Annotated in this window: 7 protein-coding genes; all 7 read left to right on the forward strand. The window is 71.0% G+C overall.

The window, feature by feature from the left end; all coding sequences use genetic code 11:
• Positions 1 to 237: 237 nt before the first annotated feature.
• The 7 genes from GWK25_RS04515 to GWK25_RS04545 all read left to right on the forward strand — a co-directional run bounded on the left by GWK25_RS04515 (position 238) and on the right by GWK25_RS04545 (position 18,246).
• Positions 238 to 1,788 (forward strand): FG-GAP-like repeat-containing protein, encoded by a 1,551-nt coding sequence (locus GWK25_RS04515; RefSeq protein WP_308404170.1) that lies wholly within the window; start codon positions 238 to 240, stop codon positions 1,786 to 1,788.
• A 32-nt stretch (positions 1,789 to 1,820) separates the two neighbouring features.
• Complete coding sequence (locus tag GWK25_RS04520) at positions 1,821 to 5,525, forward strand: LamG-like jellyroll fold domain-containing protein (protein ID WP_215448581.1); 3,705 nt, start codon at positions 1,821 to 1,823, stop codon at positions 5,523 to 5,525.
• A gap of 243 nt (positions 5,526 to 5,768) precedes the next feature.
• A complete protein-coding gene (locus GWK25_RS04525) occupies positions 5,769 to 12,587 on the forward strand; it encodes an RHS repeat-associated core domain-containing protein (RefSeq protein ID WP_215448582.1) in 6,819 nt (2,272 codons plus the stop codon).
• Positions 12,574 to 12,885 (forward strand): Imm53 family immunity protein, encoded by a 312-nt coding sequence (locus GWK25_RS04530; RefSeq protein WP_215448583.1) that lies wholly within the window; start codon positions 12,574 to 12,576, stop codon positions 12,883 to 12,885. The genes GWK25_RS04525 and GWK25_RS04530 overlap by 14 nt, the downstream gene beginning before the upstream one ends.
• Before the next feature lie 131 nt (positions 12,886 to 13,016).
• Positions 13,017 to 14,408 (forward strand): diacylglycerol kinase family protein, encoded by a 1,392-nt coding sequence (locus GWK25_RS04535; RefSeq protein WP_215448584.1) that lies wholly within the window; start codon positions 13,017 to 13,019, stop codon positions 14,406 to 14,408.
• A 60-nt stretch (positions 14,409 to 14,468) separates the two neighbouring features.
• Positions 14,469 to 16,418, forward strand: coding sequence for a serine/threonine-protein kinase (locus GWK25_RS04540; RefSeq protein WP_215448585.1), 1,950 nt, complete (start codon positions 14,469 to 14,471; stop codon positions 16,416 to 16,418).
• A 172-nt stretch (positions 16,419 to 16,590) separates the two neighbouring features.
• Positions 16,591 to 18,246 (forward strand): succinic semialdehyde dehydrogenase, encoded by a 1,656-nt coding sequence (locus GWK25_RS04545; RefSeq protein ID WP_215448586.1) that lies wholly within the window; start codon positions 16,591 to 16,593, stop codon positions 18,244 to 18,246.
• The last annotated feature ends 7 nt before the right edge of the window (positions 18,247 to 18,253 follow it).

Consider the following 18,253-nt stretch of genomic DNA (forward strand, 5'->3'; position numbering starts at 1 on the left):
AACCGGACTATAGGCGGCCCCTGCGAACAACCGTCAATCGGGGTAGGTCAGTTGGCCGGAAATTTCCGGCCTGAACAGCTTGGCGGGGGTCGAGGATGACATATGCAAACATCTCCATGGCTGTGGATGACCCATGGAGAAAGGGGGGTTGACATGGAGGCGACGTGCACCTTTAGCTTCCCCTTATGTGGCCAGGGGTGTTGCTGTGGCCACTCAACGGGGATATAGGGGTGAGTTGTGCGAATACGCACACGCACAGCGGGGTTGGCCCTGCTGGCTTCCGTCGTCATGTCATCGGGGCTGTTGCCCTCCAGCGTCGCCGGGGTGGCAGCGGCGGCCACCTGCACGGCCGGCACATCCACCGACTTCAACGGCGACAGCGTCGTCGACACGGTCGTCGCGGACCCGAACGCCACGGTGAGCGGCGTCAAGGGCGCCGGCCTGGTGCGGGTGATCCTGGGCGGCGGCAAGGGGGTCTTCGAGATCTCGCAGGCCACTCCCGGCATGAACGCCGCGCCCGAGCACGGTGACGGCTTCGGCACCTCCCGCACCACCTACGACGCCGACGGCGACGGCTGCACCGACCTCGTCGTCGGGGTGCCCTACGAGGACGTCACCAAGGACGGGGTGAAGCTCGTCGACGCCGGGGCGATCTACATCGTCCACGGCAGGCCCACCGGTATCGGCGAGGGCTCCGTCATCGAGGGCTACAGCCAGTCGGGGCTGGACGCCGACACCACCACCGAGGCATACGACTGGTTCGGACAGTCCGTCAAGGGCGGCGAGACCGCGACCGGCGCGCCCTACCTGGTCGTCGGGGTGCCCGGCGAGAACGTCGTCACCGGCGGCACCGACTACGCGGACGCCGGCTGCGTCCACTACATCCAGGGCAGCACCAGGACGACCGTCAACCAGAACGACCCGGGGGTACCCGGGACCGTCGAGGCCCACGACCGCTTCGGCTACTCCGTGGCCGGCACCAACCGCTACTTCGGCGTCGGCATCCCGGGCGAGGCCATCGAGAGCAAGACCTTCGCCGGAGGCGTCGCGGTCTTCAACCACACCCTCGCGAACGGCGTTCCCACCGCCCTGGCCGGATTCGACCAGGACGCCGCCGGGGTGACCGGCACGGCCGAGACCGACGACGGCTTCGGCACCTCGATCGCCATGACCGGCCACCGGCCGAGCGACCAGACGTACAACTCCGACGTCCTGCTCGCCGTCGGCACGCCGGGCGAGGACATCGGCACGGTCACCGAGGCGGGCGGCGCGGCGGTCTTCCGGATCCAGCCCTCCGGCGCGTACACCGAGACGGCGGCCATCGACGCCGCGGTGGCGGACGTCGAGGGCGACCCCGTGGCGGGCGACTTCCTGGGCCAGCGCGTGGCCATCTCCAACACCGACACCAGTGTCGTCACCACCGCCGCCACCGTGCGGCTGGCCGTCGGCATCCCCGGCAAGGACGTCGGAGCTGCCACCGACGCGGGCGCCGTCCAGGTCTTCCGGCCCCTGGGGGCCATCGGCGCGGGCGACAGGCTGGTCACCCGCGGCTCGGGCCTGCCGGGTACCGCCACCCGGCGGGACCACCTGGGCATGTCGCTGACCGGCGGCGCGAGCAACCTCTATGTCGGGGTGCCCTTCAGCAAGGCGTCCGGCACCACCAAGGGGGTCCTCCACGTCCTGACGTGGGCCGACCTCGACGGCACCACCAGCACGGGTGCCACCACGTACCAGCCGGGATCGGGCGGACTGCCCGACAGCGGCGTCTCGTTCGGCGTGGTCGGGTGACGGACGGCATGGAGAGAAGGAAGTACACCGCGATGACGTTCCGTTCGAACAGAAGTGCGGGAGAAGGGGCGGGTGTCTCCCGTGCGGGCAGACGTCCGGTCCGCTCGCTCACCGTCGCCACCGCGCTGACGGCCCTGCTGGTGACGGCACTCGGCAACGCCCCCGCCCCCGAGCCCACGGCTGCGACCGCGGCCACCGGGAAGGCCACCGGAAACGCCGCCGGGAAGGCGGGCAAGGGTTCCGGCACGGCCCTCACCGAGGACGCCGCCCAGGACCGGGCCGCGAAGACGGGGAAGAAGGTCGAGATCGCCGGCCTGCGCGACGAGCGCAGCACGACGGTCGCCAACCCGGACGGCACCTTCACCGTCACCGAGTACGTGCAGCCGGTCCGCACCCGCAAGAACGGGGTCTGGACCGAGATCGACACCACGCTGGTCAAGCGGGACAACGGGACGTACGCGCCCAGGGCCGCCGTCACCGCGATGGCCTTCTCCGGCGGCGGCGACCGCACCTTCGCCGAGATCGAGAAGGACGGCCGCGCCGTCTCCCTCGACTGGCCCGGCAAGCTGCCCGAGCCCAGGATCGACGGCTCCACCGCGACCTACCGGAACGTCCTGCCCGGCGTCGACCTCAAGGTCACCGCGAACGCCGAGGGCTTCTCCCACGTCCTCGTGGTCAAGAACGCCGAGGCCGCCGCCCATCCCGACCTCGCCACCCTCGAACTCCCCGTCGACACCACCTCGGTGGAGCTGACGGAGAGCGCCGGCGGCGGTCTGACCGCCACCGACAGCGGTTCCGGCGGCGCGGTCTTCGAGGCGCCGAAGCCGTTGATGTGGGACTCCAGCGCCGGCACCGGCGAACCGGACGAGGTCTCCGCGGCCCCCGACGGCCCGGCCGCGGCCCCCGGCGAGGACATCACGCCGCCCGACGGCGCCACCGTCGAGGACGTGGCGGTGGCCGTCGACTCCGACAGCGTCACCCTCACCCCCGACGCGGACCTGCTCACCGGCGACGACACGGTCTACCCGGTCTACATCGACCCCGTGTTCCGCACCGCCAACCGCACCGGCTGGACCATGGTGTCCTCCGACTCCCCGTCCGACTCCTTCTGGAAGTTCGGCGACGACGAGGGCGTGGGCCTCTGCCCCTCCAACGTCTCGTTCCGCTGCTCCAGCAGCAGTGACAAGAAGCGGCAGTTCTTCGCCATCCCGACCGGGGCCTTCGAGGGCAAGGACATCGTCGAGGCGCACTTCGCCGTGACGCTGGTGCACTCCTACAGCGACTCCGGGCGCGAGGTGCAGCTGGCCCGCGTCAACAGCACCGGCGCGAGCGCGATCAGCTCCAGGACGAACTGGTCCAACCAGCCCTCGTCGAAGGACACGATCACCGCCAAGTCGCCGACCGACACGGCCGGTTCGTGCACCTCGACCAACCAGAACGTGCGCTTCGGCGTGACCGGCACCGTCCGGACGGCGGCCGACAAGGGCTGGGACACCACCACGTTCCGCCTCAAGGCCGCCAACGAGTCGGACGTCTCGTACTGGAAGCGCTTCTGCGGCAACGCCCACCTCGAAGTGACCTACAACAGGCCGCCGTTGCAGCCGGACCAGGACGCCCTGCAGATGAAGCCGGGCGGTTCCTGCGAGTTCGGCGCGGCCACCGAGCACTACGTCACCGAGACGCCGCGCGTCAGTGCCGTGCTCAAGGACTACGACCACAACGACACCGGCTCCAACTCCGAGAAGCTGCAGGCTCAGTTCAAGGTCTTCTGGGAGAAGGACGGGCAGACGGTCACGCACTACGCCACGACGGGTCAGCGCGCCACCACCAACGTCAGCAAGAAGATCACCCAGACCGGTCAGGCGACGTTCTTCTACACCATCGGCAGTGACGTCAAGGACGACGGCGAGCCCGGCTTCACCCTCCCGAAGAACACCGTCATCGGCTGGGCCGTGCGCGGCTACGACCAGGAGGCATACGGCGCCTGGTCCTCCGACGGCGCGCAGACCCGCTGCGAGTTCATCTACGACACCACGCAGCCCAAGTCGGCCACCGTCACCTCCGCCGCGTACCCGGACGACGAGGCCTGGCACGTCGGCACCGGCGACTACGGCAGCTTCACCATGGACTCGCCCTCCGCCGACGTCACCAAGTACACGTACCGCTTCACCGGGCCGCACGCGGTGAACACCCCGAAGACGGTGGCCGCCGAGTCCGTCGGCGGTCCGGCGACCATCCGCTGGATGCCGCCGAGCGAGGGCACGTACGCGCTGCAGGTCACGGCCGTCGACGGGGCGGGCAACGCGCAGAAGACCCCGACGGTGCACGTCTTCCTCGTCAGCGACGGCCGGGCACCGGTCGCGGCCTGGACCCTCGGTGACGCCAGGGGCTCCACGAAGGCCGCCGGCAGCGGGGACGCGCCCGACGCCACCGCCGGCTCCGGGGCGACCTTCGGCGCAGGGGGACCGCTCGGCTCCACCGACACCGCCGTCTCCCTCGACGGCACCGAGAACGCCTGGCTCGACGCGGGCGAGCCCGCCGTCGACACCGGCAGGACCTTCTCCGTGGGCGCCTGGGTGATGCTGCCCTCGCTGCCGAGGGAGAGCATGACCGTCGTCAGCCAGGACGGCACCGCCCAGCCCGGCTTCGAGCTCGGCTACGACGTGGACTCGGCGTCGTGGACCTTCCGCATCCCGTACGGGGACATCGAGTCGCTCGGCACCTGGAAGGTCTCGGGCGCCGCAGCCGTCCCCGGCAGCTGGGCGCACCTCATCGGGGTCTATGACGCCGAGCAGCGCAAGATGATGCTGTACGTCAACGGCGTCCTGGTCGCCGACGACGTCCAGGCCCGCCGCACCACCTGGAACGCGGGCGGCGCCGTACAGATCGGCCGCAAGCTGGCCCTCGACGGCTACCTCGGACACCTCAAGGGCACGGTCGCCGACGTCAAGATCCACGACCGGGTGATCCCGCCCGCCGAGGGGCAGGAGCTGGGCGGCATCCAGCCCCGCCAGCTCGCCTACTGGCCGCTCGACGCGTCCGCGTCCGGCATCTCCCCGGAGGTCGACGGCGGCACCGGTCTGACCCTGGGCGGCGGCGCCTCCGTCTACCTGCCCGACGACTCCTGCGACCCCGAGGCCGACCCGGAGTGCGTACCCCCGGCCGAGCCGCTGTGGGGCGACGGGCACCTGGCGCTGAACGGCACGAACGCCTACGCGACCCGGGCCGCCGGCGTGCTCTCCGCGGAGGACAGCTTCACCCTCACCGCCCGCGCACGGCTCGCCTCGACCGGCTCCACCGCCGACCAGACGGTGCTCTCGCTGTCCGGCGCCAGAGGCAGCGCGATCACGGTCAAGTACCTGGCCGCGAGCAACCGCTGGCAGCTGAAGGTGACCGACGCGGACGCGACGGCCCCGGTGGTCACCACGGTCCTCGACAACGGCGACCTGCCGAGCGCGGAGGGCGACGGCGACCATCTGGCGCTCGTCCACAACGCGGTCTTCGGTGACGTGCTGCTCTACGTCAACGGCGTCGCGGTGGCGGAGGCCCCCTGGGACAACACGTGGGACTTCACGACCACGAGCCTCCAGGTCGGCCGCACGCTCACCGGAGCGGCCGGGAGCGAGTACTTCTCCGGGGCGGTCGACGAAGTCCGCATGTACCAGGGGCCGTTGGACGCGTCCCTGGTGACGCTGGTGGCGGTCATGCCGGCGGGTTCCAGCATCAGCGAGAGCTAGCCGACACGGCCGTCGTTCGAATGCCGGCCGTCCGTGGCTGATCGCGCAGTTCCCCGCGCCCCATAAGGACACGGCCCCCGAGGGGCGTTCGGCCGGGGACGCAGCCCCTGCCTCTCAGGGGCGCGGGGAACTGCGCGAGCGTCCCCACCGGCCGTCAGTCGCGCCCCCGACCGAACGCCCCTCCCGCAGAGCGCTTCGGCCCCACCCCCTCTCCTTCCCGATCCCCTCCTGACGGGAGACATCATGTCCTCGCCCCCCTGGTACCGGTCCCCGAGACCGGCCTGGCGCACCGGCCGACGCCGCGCCGCGCTCGTGCTCGGCCTCGCGCTGTCGATCGGCCTGCTGCCCCAGTACTCCCCCCAGGCCCTGGCCGCAGACGGCGGCCTCACCAAGCCCGGGACCCAGACCAACCTCGACGACCCGGTCCGCGGCAAGAACGCCAAGCCCGAGAAGTTCAGGCAGAGCGACGAGGCCGCGAAGGCCGCGGTCGAGGACGCCGAGAAGACCACCTGGCCCAAGGCGGCCACCGCCGAAGTCGCCCTCACCGGCGACAAGGCCACCCGGGCCGAGGGCCTCCCCCTGACCGCCAGGGCCACCGGCGGCAAGAACGCCGCCGGCTCCCTCCGCGTCGAGGTCCTCGGCCGCAAGGCCACCACCGCCGCCGGAGTCGACGGCGTCCTCTTCACGGTCGCCCGCGCCGACGGCGAGGACAGCAGGGGCACCGCCCAGGTCGCCCTGGACTACTCGGCCTTCGCGGACGCGTACGGCGGCGGCTACGGCTCCCGGCTGCGCCTCGCGCAGTATCCGGAGTGCGTGCTGACCACGCCGGAGAAGAAGAGCTGCTCGACGCCGACGTACCTGAAGAGCACCAACGACGCGGCGAAGCAGACCCTCACCGCCAAGGTCACGGCGGCCGGCGACACGGCCGGCACCGGAACCCAGCTGATGCGGGCCGCGACCGCGAGCACCTCCTCGGCGACCGTGCTGGCGGCCACCGCCGGAGCGGAGGGCGACGGCGGCGACTACAAGGCGACGAGCCTGAAGGCGTCCTCCGAGTGGGGCGTCGACACCTCGTCCGGCGCCTTCACCTGGTCGTACCCGCTCACCACGCCGCCCGTCCCCGGCGGCTCGCAGCCCAAGGTCGGCCTCTCCTACAACTCCCAGTCGGTGGACGGCCAGACCGCGGCCACCAACAACCAGGGTTCGTGGATCGGCCAGGGCTTCACCTACGAGCCCGGCTTCATCGAGCGCAGCTACAAGGCCTGCGCCGACGACGGTCACGAGGACAAGTACGGCGACCAGTGCTGGGCGTACGACAACGCCACGCTGTCCCTCGCGGGCGGCACCTCCGGCGAGATCGTCAAGGACGACACCACCGGGCAGTGGCGGGTCAGCGGCGACGACAACTCCAAGGTCGAGAAGCTGACCGACGCCGTCAACGGCGACAACAACGGTGAGCACTGGAAGGTCACCACGACCGACGGCACCCAGTACTTCTTCGGCCTGGGCCGCCTTCCCGGTCACAGCAGTGGCAAGGAGGAGACCGCCTCCACCTGGACCGTCCCCGTGTACGGGGACGACTCGGGCGAGCCCTGTTACGACGCGACCTTCGCGAACGCCCACTGCACGCAGGCCTGGCGCTGGAACCTCGACCACGTCATCGACCCGCACGGCAACGTCATGTCGTACTACTACGGCAAGGAGACGAACCATTACACGCAGGGTCTGAAGACCGGCGAGAACGGCAAGGCGTACGTCCGCGGCGGGTACCTCAAGCGGATCGACTACGGTCAGCGCGCCGGCAAGGTCTACTCGACCGAGCCGTCCGCCCGTGTCGTCTTCACCACCGCCGAGCGCTGCATCGGCGATCTGACCGACTGCGAGCCCGGCGACCTGACGGACGCCACGGCCGCCGACTGGCCGGACGTGCCCTGGGACCAGAACTGCAAGGCCGACACCAAGTGCGCCGGCCAGAACTCGCCGACGTTCTGGACCCGCAAGAAGCTCACGAAGATCACCACGCAGATCCGCACAGGTGACTCCACCTACTCGGCGGTCGACGAGTGGGCCCTCTCCCACGACTTCACCGACAACGGTGACGGCTCCAAGTCGTTGTGGCTGAAAGCCATCGATCACACCGGCAAGGTGGGCACCGACGTCCCGATGCCGTCCGTGGAGCTCTACGGCCAACAGCTCGCCAGCCGCGTCGACGTGGCCGGTGACAACATCCAGCCCTTCCACCGCTTCCGGCTCTCGGCGGTGAAGAACGAGACCGGCGGCGTCCTCAGCGTCAACTACGCCGACACCCAGTGCACGTCGAGCACCCTGCCCGCCGAGGACTCCTCCACCAAGCGCTGCTTCCCGGTCAAGTGGAGCCCGCCGGGCGCCGAGAAGCCGATCGTCGACTGGTTCCACAAGTACGTCGTCGCCTCCGTCGTGGAGCAGGATCTCACCGGCGGCAACGCCGAGAAGGTCACCTCGTACACCTACCTCGGCGACGCCGGCTGGCGGAAGGTCAGGCCCGACGGCATCACCACCGCCGAGTACCGGACCTGGGGCGACTGGCGAGGCTACGGCAGGGTCCGTGTCGAGACGTCCGACGGCACGAACTCCGCCTCGAACACGAAGTCCGAGCACATCTTCTTCCGAGGGCTCGACGGTGACGTCGACGCCGACGGGGACTCCCGCTCGGCCACGGTCAAGGACTCCGCGGGCACCTCCTACGAGGACTCCGACTGGAAGGCCGGCCAGGAGCTGGAGACGATCACCTACAACGGCTCCGACATCACCCAGCGCGCGGTCACCCTGCCCTGGACCCACGTCACGGCCACCCGCGTCGAGGACTGGGGCACCCGCCGGGCGCGCTACCTCGACAAGGGCTCCGTCGACACCTACGTCTCCCTCGGCTCCGGCAACTGGCGGCACCTGAGGTCGACGACGTCCTACGACGACAAGACCGGGCGCGCCGTGCGGGTGGACGACGCCGGCGAGGTGGGCGTCGCCGACAACGAGTGCACCCGCACCGAGTACGCCGACAACGCGAGCCTCCACCTCTACTCGTACGTCTCGCGCGTGGAGAAGGTCGGCGTCGACTGCTCGACGACGCCGAACCGCAAGACGGACGTCATCTCCGACGAGCTGACCCTCTACGACGGTTCGACCACCCTGGGCGCGGCCCCCACCAAGGGCGACGCGACCATGACCAAGAAGCTGTCGGCGCACGACGGCACGACGGCCACGTACCGGACGACCGCCGTGACGACGTACGACGACTACGGCCGTCCGCGCACGGCGATGGACGCCGAGTCCCGCACCACCAAGACCGACTACGTGGACGCCCACGGGCTCGCGACGAAGTCCACGGTCACCAACCCGCTGGGCTGGACGACCTCCACCGAGTACGCGCCGCAGCGGGGCGTGCCGACCGCCAAGGTCGATCAGAACGGCAAGCGGACCGAACTGGCCTACGACGGCCTGGGCAGGCTCACTTCGGTGTGGCTCCCGGACCGCATCGGGCTGAGTCCCTCCATCAAGTACACCTACCTGGTCCGAGGCGACGACGGCCCGACCGCCGTCCAGACCCGGAAGATCGAGAACGACGGCATCTCGTACGGCAGCGAGTGGACCCTGTACGACGGCCTGCTCAGGCCCCGTCAGGAACAGACCGAGGGCGCCGACGGCGGACGGATGATCGCCGACACCCTCCACGACGGCTCCGGCCGCGTGGTGAAGGTCAACGACACCTACTACGCCTCGGGCGCACCGACCTCCACGCTCTTCGAGCCCGTCAACGCCGATCTCGACGCGCAGACGGTGACGCAGTACGACGGCGCCGGCCGTGCCACGGCCTCGATCTTCAAGGTCGCGGGCAGTGAGAAGTACCGCACGTCGTACACGTACGGCGGCGACCGCGTCACCACGATCCCGCCGTCCGGCGGCACCAGGACGACGGTCGTGAAGGACGCCAGGGACCGGACGACGTCGCTGATCCAGTACCCGGCGGGCGGCGAGGCGGTCACCACCACCTACGGCTACACGGACGCGGGCCTGCTGTCGAAGGTCACCGACCAGTCCGGGAACGTGTGGACGTACTTCTACGACCAGCTGGGCCGCAAGGTCCGGGCCGTGGACCCCGACACCGGCACCTCGACGTTCGCCCACGACGCGATGGACCGCCAGATCTCGGTCACCGACAACCGCGGCAACAAGACGTCGACGAAGTACGACGAGCTCGGCCGCGAGATCTCCACTTGGCAGGGCGACGTCGACAGCGGCACCAGGCTCTCCCTCACCCGCTACGACACGGTCGCCAAGGGCGAGCTGTACGGCACCTACACCTACAAGGACGGCGCGGTCTACTCGTCCGTCACCTACCCGACGCTCGACCCGGAGAACGACTACAAGCCGGTCTCGACCAAGTACTTCGTGTCGAAGACGGCCGAGCCGGAACTCGGCGGTACCTACGAGTTCACGACCCAGTACAACGACGACGGCACGGTGCAGGGCCAGGGCCTGCCGGCGGTGGGGGACCTCGCCGCGGAGGCGCTCTCGTACGTCCATGACGAACTGCAGCGCCCGACGGGGCTCAACACCTCCCTGACGGGAGGCAGTTACGTCACCGACGTCACCTACTCGCCCACCTCTCAGCTGGAGCAGCTGGAGCTGTCCACCGGGAACGCGTCCGCGCCCAAGACATGGCTCACGAACACCTTCGAGCCGGGCACGGACCGTCTGACCCGGTCCCGCGTGCACGTGGAGGGCGCCGCCGGCGTCGCGTACGACGCGGACTACACCTATGACGCCGCCGGCAACGTCCTCTCCCTCGCCGAGACCCCGAGCGGTGGGACGAACGACGTCCAGTGCTTCACCTACGACGGACTGCGTCGTCTGACGGACATGTGGACGTCGTCGGTGACCCCGAACGGGGCGTCCGGCACAGGCGGCACCGACGCGGCCTGTTCCTCGGGTGCCTCGGCCTCGACCGTGGGGGGCGTGGCCCCGTACTGGATCGAGTACGGCTACGACGCCGCGGGCAACCGCACGAGCGAGGTCCGCCACGGGGTGAACGGCAAGGGCACCTCGACCCGCACCTACACCTACGGGGACGGCTCGGGCCCGGACGGTGCGGACTCCGGCCCGCACACCGTGTCGTCGGTGGTGGAGAAGACCGAGGCGACGGCCACCACACCGGCGGTCACGGCCGAGGACAGATACACCTACGACGCCGCGGGCAACACCAGGACCCGTGTCCTCTCCGGCGACACGCAGACGCTGGACTGGAACAAGCAGGGTGAGCTGACCAAGGTCACCAACGCCGACGGCGAGGTCACGTCGTACAAGTACGACGCCGCCGGCGAGCGGATCCTGCGCGACACCCCCGACGAGAAGACGCTCTACCTGCCGGGCACGGAACTGCACCTGGACAAGTCCACCGCGAAGGTGACGGCGACCCGCTACTACACGTTCGCCGGCACGACGGTCGCCATGCGTGAGGCGGCCGGGGTCCACTTCCTGCTCTCCGACCACCAGGGCACGGCCGAACTGGCCGTGGAGGCCTCGACGGGCCAGACCACACGCCGCCGTACGGATCCGTTCGGCATCACCCGTGACGAGTCCACCTCGACCTCCGCCGGATGGGTGAACGACAAGGGATTCGTGGGCGGCACGATCCAGGAGTCCACGGGCCTGATCACGCTGGGCGCGCGCGAGTACGACGCCGACACGGGCCGCTTCGTATCGGCGGACCCGGTCATCGACTACAGCGACCCCCAGCAGATCAACGGCTACGCCTACGCCAACAACAGCCCCGTCACCTACAGCGACGCGTCGGGGCTGCGGCTCGCGGAGTGCGTGGGCGGCTGGCAGGAGTGCGGTCCGTGGCCGACCGGCCACAAGCGGGGCGCGGTGGCCGCCAACGCCGACGGCTCGGGTGGTGTGGCCCCCGCGGGCAACGCCCACACCGCCGCCCAGGCGAAGGCGGACCACGCACGGGCGGAGGAGGAGGCGGCCAAGCAGCGCGCCATCGCCATCGCCAAGGAACTCGGCAAGATCATCGCCGACGAGCTGGGCATCACGGACGCGCTGGACTGCTTCACCACGGGCAGCCTCGGCTCCTGCGGGGCGACCGTCGCGAACGTCGTCACCTCGCTCATCGGCGGAGGCCCCGTCGGTCGGCTGGTCTCCAAGTACTGGTACCGCGTCGACAAGGCCTACGCGCTCGGCAAGCGGATCGTCGGCCTGGGCAAGAAGCTGTGGGGTTCGTTCAAGGGCTGGCGCAAGAACAAGAAGGCCGCGGAGGAGGCTCAGGAGGCGGCCGACGAGGTCGGCGCGACCTGCAAGATCAATAGCTTCACCGCCGAGACCCGGGTCCTGATGGCCGACGGATCGACCAAACGCATCGACGACGTCGACATCGGTGACGAGGTCGTGGCGACCGACCCGGAGTCGGGAGTGTCCAGGATCGAGACGGTGGCGGCGGAGATCAAGGGCACCGGGCTCAAGCACCTGGTCAGGCTCACCCTCGAGACCGACGGCGAGAAGGGCGGCAGGACCGCGACCGTCACGGCCACGGCGGGCCACCCCTTCTGGGTCGAGGAACTGGGCCTGTGGTCCGACGCCACGGACCTGAAGGCCGGCCAGTGGCTCACCAACGGCGAGGGCGACCGGGTGCGCGTCGCCGCGGTCGAGCGCTGGGACCAGCGGACCACGGTCCACAACATCACCGTCACCAACATCCACACGTACTATGTGGCCGGCGCGGTCGGCGACGTCCTGGTGCACAACGCCAGGCCCAAGCGGCAGCGCCCCCACCCGGACGCCGAGGGACCGCACACCACCTTCATGCGGGACGGATCCAGCGGCGCGATCAAGAAGTACGCCACCTGGGTGGAGCAGACGAATCCGCGTGACCCGGCGCCATGGTCGCTCCAGAAGCGGTTCGACCGGTTCGGGCCCGAGCACAAGAACGCCGACGGTACGGTGGTTCCGACGCCTCACATCAACGAGGCCGACGGCAGCGCCAGGCCCTTGGACGACTGGGAGAAGCCCGATGGTTGCCCGTGACGAGAAGGGGCCGCTCGACGCGCTCGTGCGGTGGTACCGGGCGCAGTGCGACGGCGACTGGGAGCACGAGTTCGGGGTGCGGATCGCCACCCTGGACAATCCCGGCTGGCACCTTCAGGTGGACCTCGCCGAGACACCTGTCGAGGGGCGGACCATGCCCATGCGACACACGGACGACGGCCAGGGACGCTGGCTCAGCGCCTCGTCCGACGGTGAGGTGTTCCGTGTCACGTGCGACCCGGAGTCACTGGTGGAAGCGCTGGCCCAGTTCCAGGAGTTCGTCTCCCGGGAGGCGTGAGCGCGTCCGGTACATGTAGGGGTGGCCATGGTCCCCGGGGAGCCCGACTCCCCGGGGATCGTCGCTTCGGGCCGCCCACAGCCCCTAACATGCCGTGTCAAGTGCATGATCGGCGCGGAGGGCGAGCGAGCGTGGGCATCGAACACCTGGACGTACGGGCGCACGCGAGACAACGCTGGGCGGCCAGGGCCGCCCTCGGCTGCGCGGTCCTCGCCGTGCTGCTGCCCCTCGGCTACGCCCGCGGGGCGAGCCTCCTCCTCGTCGCCGGTGTCGTGCTGGGCGCCGGTCTCACCGTGGCCTCGCTCTGGTGGGTACTGACCCGGCGCGGCCCCGCCCGCGTCGCGGCGGGAGTGCTGGCCGTGGCCGCGCCGGTCGGCGTCGTCTGGTGGTTCGCCGTCGTCAACCTGCTCTGGGTCGTGATCGTCTCCGCCGCCCTGTGGAGCGTCGCCGTCTGGTCCGGCAAGTTCGCCCTCAGCAGCACCAAGTCCCACCAGGTGCACGTCCCCGAACACCGCGTCCCGGCCCCGACCCGCCCCTTCCTCATCATGAACCCCAAGTCCGGCGGCGGAAAGGTCGAGCGCTTCCGGCTGAAGGAGCGCGCCGAACGGCTCGGCGCCACCGTCCACCTGCTCGACCCCGCGCGCCACGAGGACGTGGCCGTGCTCGCCCGGGACGCCGTCAGGAACGGCGCCGACCTCCTCGGCGTCGCCGGCGGCGACGGCACCCAGGCCCAGGTCGCCGCCATCGCCGCCGCGTACGACGTCCCCCTGCTCGTCATCTCCGCCGGCACCCGCAACCACTTCGCCATGGACCTCGGCCTCGACCGCGACAACCCCGCCGCCTGCCTCGACGCCCTCACCGACAAGGGCGTCGAACTCCACGTCGACCTCGGCTACGCCAGCGGCCACCCCTTCGTCAACAACGCCTCGTTCGGCGCGTACGCGGCCGTCGTGCAGAGCCCCGCCTACCGCGACGACAAGGTCCGCACCACCCTGGAACTGCTGCCCGAACTGCTCACGCACCAGCGGGGCCCACGGCTCACCGCCCGCATCGGGGACGCCGTCATCGACGCGCCCCAGGCCGTCCTCGTCAGCAACAACGTCTACCGCAGCGACGACCTCGTCGGTCTCGGCCGCCGCGAACGGCTCGACGCCGGTGTGCTCGGTGTCGTCGGCGTACGCGTCGACAGCGCCGCCGAGGCCGCCGGACTCGTCCTCGGTCCGAACGCCCCCGGCCTCAGCCTCCTCGTCGCCGACGAGATCGTCGTCGAGGCCGACCGGCCGGAGATCGAGGTCGGCGTGGACGGCGAGGCCCTCGTCCTGCCGACCCCCGTCCACTGCCGGGTCTCGCCGAAGGCTCTGCGCGTCCGCGTGCCCCGCGACCGTCCCGGCGTCCCCGAGCCCAAACCGCCCCTGGACTGGCGCCGGTTGCGCAAACTCGCCGCCGCGGTCGGCCGCACCGCGCTGCCCAAGCACCGCGAACGGTACGGCTGGACCCAGGAGTTGTGGAACCGCCGACGCTAGAAACGCCGGTCGACCGGGTCCGCGTCGACAAGGTCCGCCCCCGCACGGTACTGATGGGGCATGAGCGACGACGGCGAACACCCGCGCGACGAACTCCCGTCCGGTGTCCGGGCGTCCAGGACCACCGGTCGTCTCGTCGGCGGCCGTTACCGTCTCACGGAACGCGTCGGATCGGGCGGCATGGGCACCGTCTGGCGGGCGGTCGACGAACTCGTCGACCGCGAAGTCGCCGTCAAACAGCCCAAGCTCCCGGGCGACCCGCACGGCTCGCACGACCTGAACGGTCCGCACGGCCCGGCCGGTTCGTACAACCCCGACGGCTCGGGTGGTCCCGACGATCCCGGCGGGCCCGCCGGACCCGAGCAGGACGCCCGTCGGCGGGCCGCCAACCGGCTCTACCGGGAGGCCCGTGCCGCCGCCCGCGTCGACCACCCGTCCGCCGTCACCATCCACGACGTCGTGGTCGAGGACGGTGCCCCGTGGATCGTCATGGAACTGGTCCGCGGCGAGTCCCTGCACGAGGTGCTCGGGCGCGGCGCCCTCACCCCCGTCGAGGCAGCCCGCGTCGGCCTCGCCGTCGTCGGGGCGCTGCACGCCGCGCACGGCGTCGGCATCGTGCACCGGGACGTCAAGCCCGCCAATGTCCTCCTCGGCCCGCACGGCCAGGTCGTCCTCACCGACTTCGGCATCGCCCACGTCCAGGGCGAGGAATCGCTCACCGTGACAGGGGAGTTCGTCGGGTCGCTCGAATGCGTCGCCCCCGAGCGGATGGCCGGTCCCGGTGCCGCCGGCCCGCCCTCCGACCTCTGGTCGCTCGGCGTCCTGCTGTACGCCGCCGTCGAGGGCTGGTCCCCCTTCCGCCGCACCACGCTGGAGTCCACGCTCGCCGCGATCCTCGCCGCCGAACCGCCGGCGCCGGAGCGGGCGGGCCCGCTCGCCCCCCTGCTCGTACACCTGCTGGCCAAGGACCCGGCGCTCCGCCCGGACGCCGAGGAGACCGCCGGGTTCCTGAAGGACGTGGCGGAGGGCCGGACGCCCGGCCTCCGGCTCCCGTCCGGGCTCCGCGAGTCGAACGAGGACGCGGGGACGCGGACGCTGCGGCTCGGCGACAAGCCGCAGCGAGCCGCCGTGCCGCAGAGGAGGCCGCAGAACGCACGGGGGGAGGAGCCGCAGAACGCACGGGGTGGGAAGCCCGAGGACGTGCGGGGTGCGAAACCTGAGGACGTGCGGGGTGGAAAGCCCGAGAGCGTACGGGACGAAGAGCCCGAGAGCGTACGGGCCGAGAAGTCCGAGGACGTACGGGCCGAGAAGTCCGAGGACGTGCCGGACACCGAAGTCGGGCGGGTCGGCGTCGCGCGCCCCGGGCGCCGGGCGCGTGCCGGTCGTCTCGTCGCTCTGGCCGCCGTCGGGCTCCTGCTGACCGCCGCAGGCGCCTGGGCCGGCGTCACGTTCGACACCGGCGGCGGTGTCACCGAGGTCGCCGAGCCCAAGGTCGCGTGGGTGGACGCCCGCGTCGAGTCCCCCAGCACCGGACCCACTTCGGGCAGCGCGGCCGACACGCGCTGGGTGGCCCACCGCGAGGAGGCCATGGACGCCGTCCTCTCCCTCCCCGGCCCCTACCGACGGATCCGCGCGGAGGGCGGCGACGACACGCGGCCCCGCACGGTCACCTACGAGGGCGAGAAGGTCGTCCGGGTACGGCTGACGCAGTGGGACCAGGCGCCCGCCTCACCCATGGAACAGGCCAAGGACGCAACGGACATCGTGGCGGGCGACGCGAAGTCGACTGCCCAGTACACCGCCACGAGCTTCCACGACCAGGAGGCCGTCCTCGCCGACACCACCCACCACCTGGACGGCACCCCCACCCGGGTCATGGAACTGATCGTCCGCACCGAGGACGACCGGATGTACGAGCTGCGCGTGGACATGCCGAAGGGCACGGCGGACGAGAAGAAGGGGACGGCCGTCTTCAAAGGGGCGCGGGAGCGGCTGGAGATCGGACCGTAGGCCGCCACCGGGCCCCTACGTGATCCACGCCGCATTCGCGGCCGCACGCCACCGCCCGCCGCCCTGATCAGCGACTTCGTTGCCAGCGATCACTGGCATGGTGTGTGCGCCCGGTGAAACCGGGTTACCGACGGGTACCCAAAGTCGTCCGGTCCGGAATACCCTGCGCGTCATGACGGACTCGCAGGCCCCCGAAAAGACCGGCACGACCACCACGGGTACGACCGGCACGGCACGGACGACCGGCACCAACCCCCTCGCGGCAGCCCCGCAGGGCGCCCGTACGGCAGCCGACGTGGTGACCCCCGAACTGGTCGCCCAGCTCACCAAGGGCGTGGTCGGCTCCGGCCGCACCGCCAACCACACGCCGTTCACCGGCGAGAAGCTCGCCGACCTGCCGGAGTCCACCCCCGAGGACGTGGAGCGGGCCTACGCGACGGCCCGCGCCGCGCAGGCCGTCTGGGCCCAGCGGTCCGTGCGGGAGCGCGCCGCCGTCCTGCTCCGCTTCCACGACCTGGTCCTCGAACGTCAGGCCGAGGTGCTCGACCTCATCCAGCTGGAGACGGGCAAGGCCCGCCTGCACGCCCACGAGGAGGTCCAGGCCGTCGCGGTCGCCGCCCGTCACTACGGCCGCAAGGCCCCCTTCTACCTCAAGCCGAAGCGGCACACCGGCGCCGTACCGACCCTCACCAAGGTCACCGAACTGCGCCACCCGCGCGGGGTGATCGGCCAGATCGCCCCCTGGAACTACCCGCTCGAACTCTCCGTCGGCGACGCGATCCCCGCCTTCGTCGCGGGCAACGCCGTGGTGATGAAGCCCGACACGGAGACCTGCCTGACCGCCCTGTGGGCCCGCGACCTGCTCATCGAGGCCGGCCTGCCCGCCGAGGTCTTCCAGGTCGTCCTCGGTGAGGGCCCCGTCATCGGCCCCGAGGTCGTCAGGCACGCCGACTACGTCTCCTTCACCGGCTCCACCCGCACCGGGCGCGAGGTCGCGCAGGGCGCCGCCGCCCGGCTCGTGGGCGTCTCCCTCGAACTCGGCGGCAAGAACGCGATGCTGGTCCTCGCGGACGCCGACATCGAGAAGGCGGCGGCGGGCGCAGTCCGTGCCTGCTTCTCCTCCGCCGGCCAACTCTGCATATCCATCGAGCGGTTGTACGTCCACGAGTCCATCGCCGACGCCTTCCTGGAGCGCTTCGCCGCCCGCACCAAGGCCATGCGCCTCGGCAGGTCCCTCGCGTACGGCGCCGACATGGGCTCCCTCGTCGGCGACCGCCAGCTGGAGACCGTCACCCGCCACGTCGACGAGGCCGTCGAGAAGGGCGCGAAGGTCCTCGCGGGCGGCGTGGCCCGCCCCGACATCGGCCCCTACTTCTACGAGCCGACCATCCTCGACGGCGTCACGGAACCCATGTCCGTGTGCACGGAGGAGACCTTCGGCCCGGTCGTCTCCGTCTACCGCTTCACGGACGAGGACGAGGCCATAGCGGAGGCCAACTCCACCGCGTACGGCCTCAACGCCTCCGTCTGGACCAAGGACGGCCGCCGCGGCCGCGAGGTCGCCTCCCGCGTCCGCGCCGGCACGGTCAACGTCAACGAGGGCTACGCCTCCGCGTACGGCTCCGTCCAGTCCCCCATGGGCGGCATGAAGGACTCCGGCCTCGGCCGCCGCCACGGCTCCGAGGGCATCCTCAAGTACACGGAGGCCCAGACGATCGCCCAGCAGCGCCTGCTGCCCATGGCCCCGTCCCTCGGCATGGACGACGAGCAGTACGCCCGGTTCATGAGCCGCAGCCTGCGGGCGATGAAGGCCCTCCGGCTCCGCTAGGTCTTCG

The organism is Streptomyces sp. ATCC 21386, assembly GCF_018728545.1.
Classification (GTDB): Bacteria; Actinomycetota; Actinomycetes; order Streptomycetales; family Streptomycetaceae; genus Streptomyces.

Excerpts from the sequence above, each read along its gene's own strand:
- GWK25_RS04520 (WP_215448581.1), top strand. The coding sequence starts at position 1,821 with ATGACGTTCCGTTCGAACAGAAGTGCGGGAGAAGGGGCGGGTGTCTCC.
- GWK25_RS04525 (WP_215448582.1), top strand. The coding sequence starts at position 5,769 with ATGTCCTCGCCCCCCTGGTACCGGTCCCCGAGACCGGCCTGGCGCACC.
- GWK25_RS04530 (WP_215448583.1), top strand. The coding sequence starts at position 12,574 with ATGGTTGCCCGTGACGAGAAGGGGCCGCTCGACGCGCTCGTGCGGTGG.
- GWK25_RS04540 (WP_215448585.1), top strand. The coding sequence starts at position 14,469 with ATGAGCGACGACGGCGAACACCCGCGCGACGAACTCCCGTCCGGTGTC.
- GWK25_RS04545 (WP_215448586.1), top strand. The coding sequence starts at position 16,591 with ATGACGGACTCGCAGGCCCCCGAAAAGACCGGCACGACCACCACGGGT.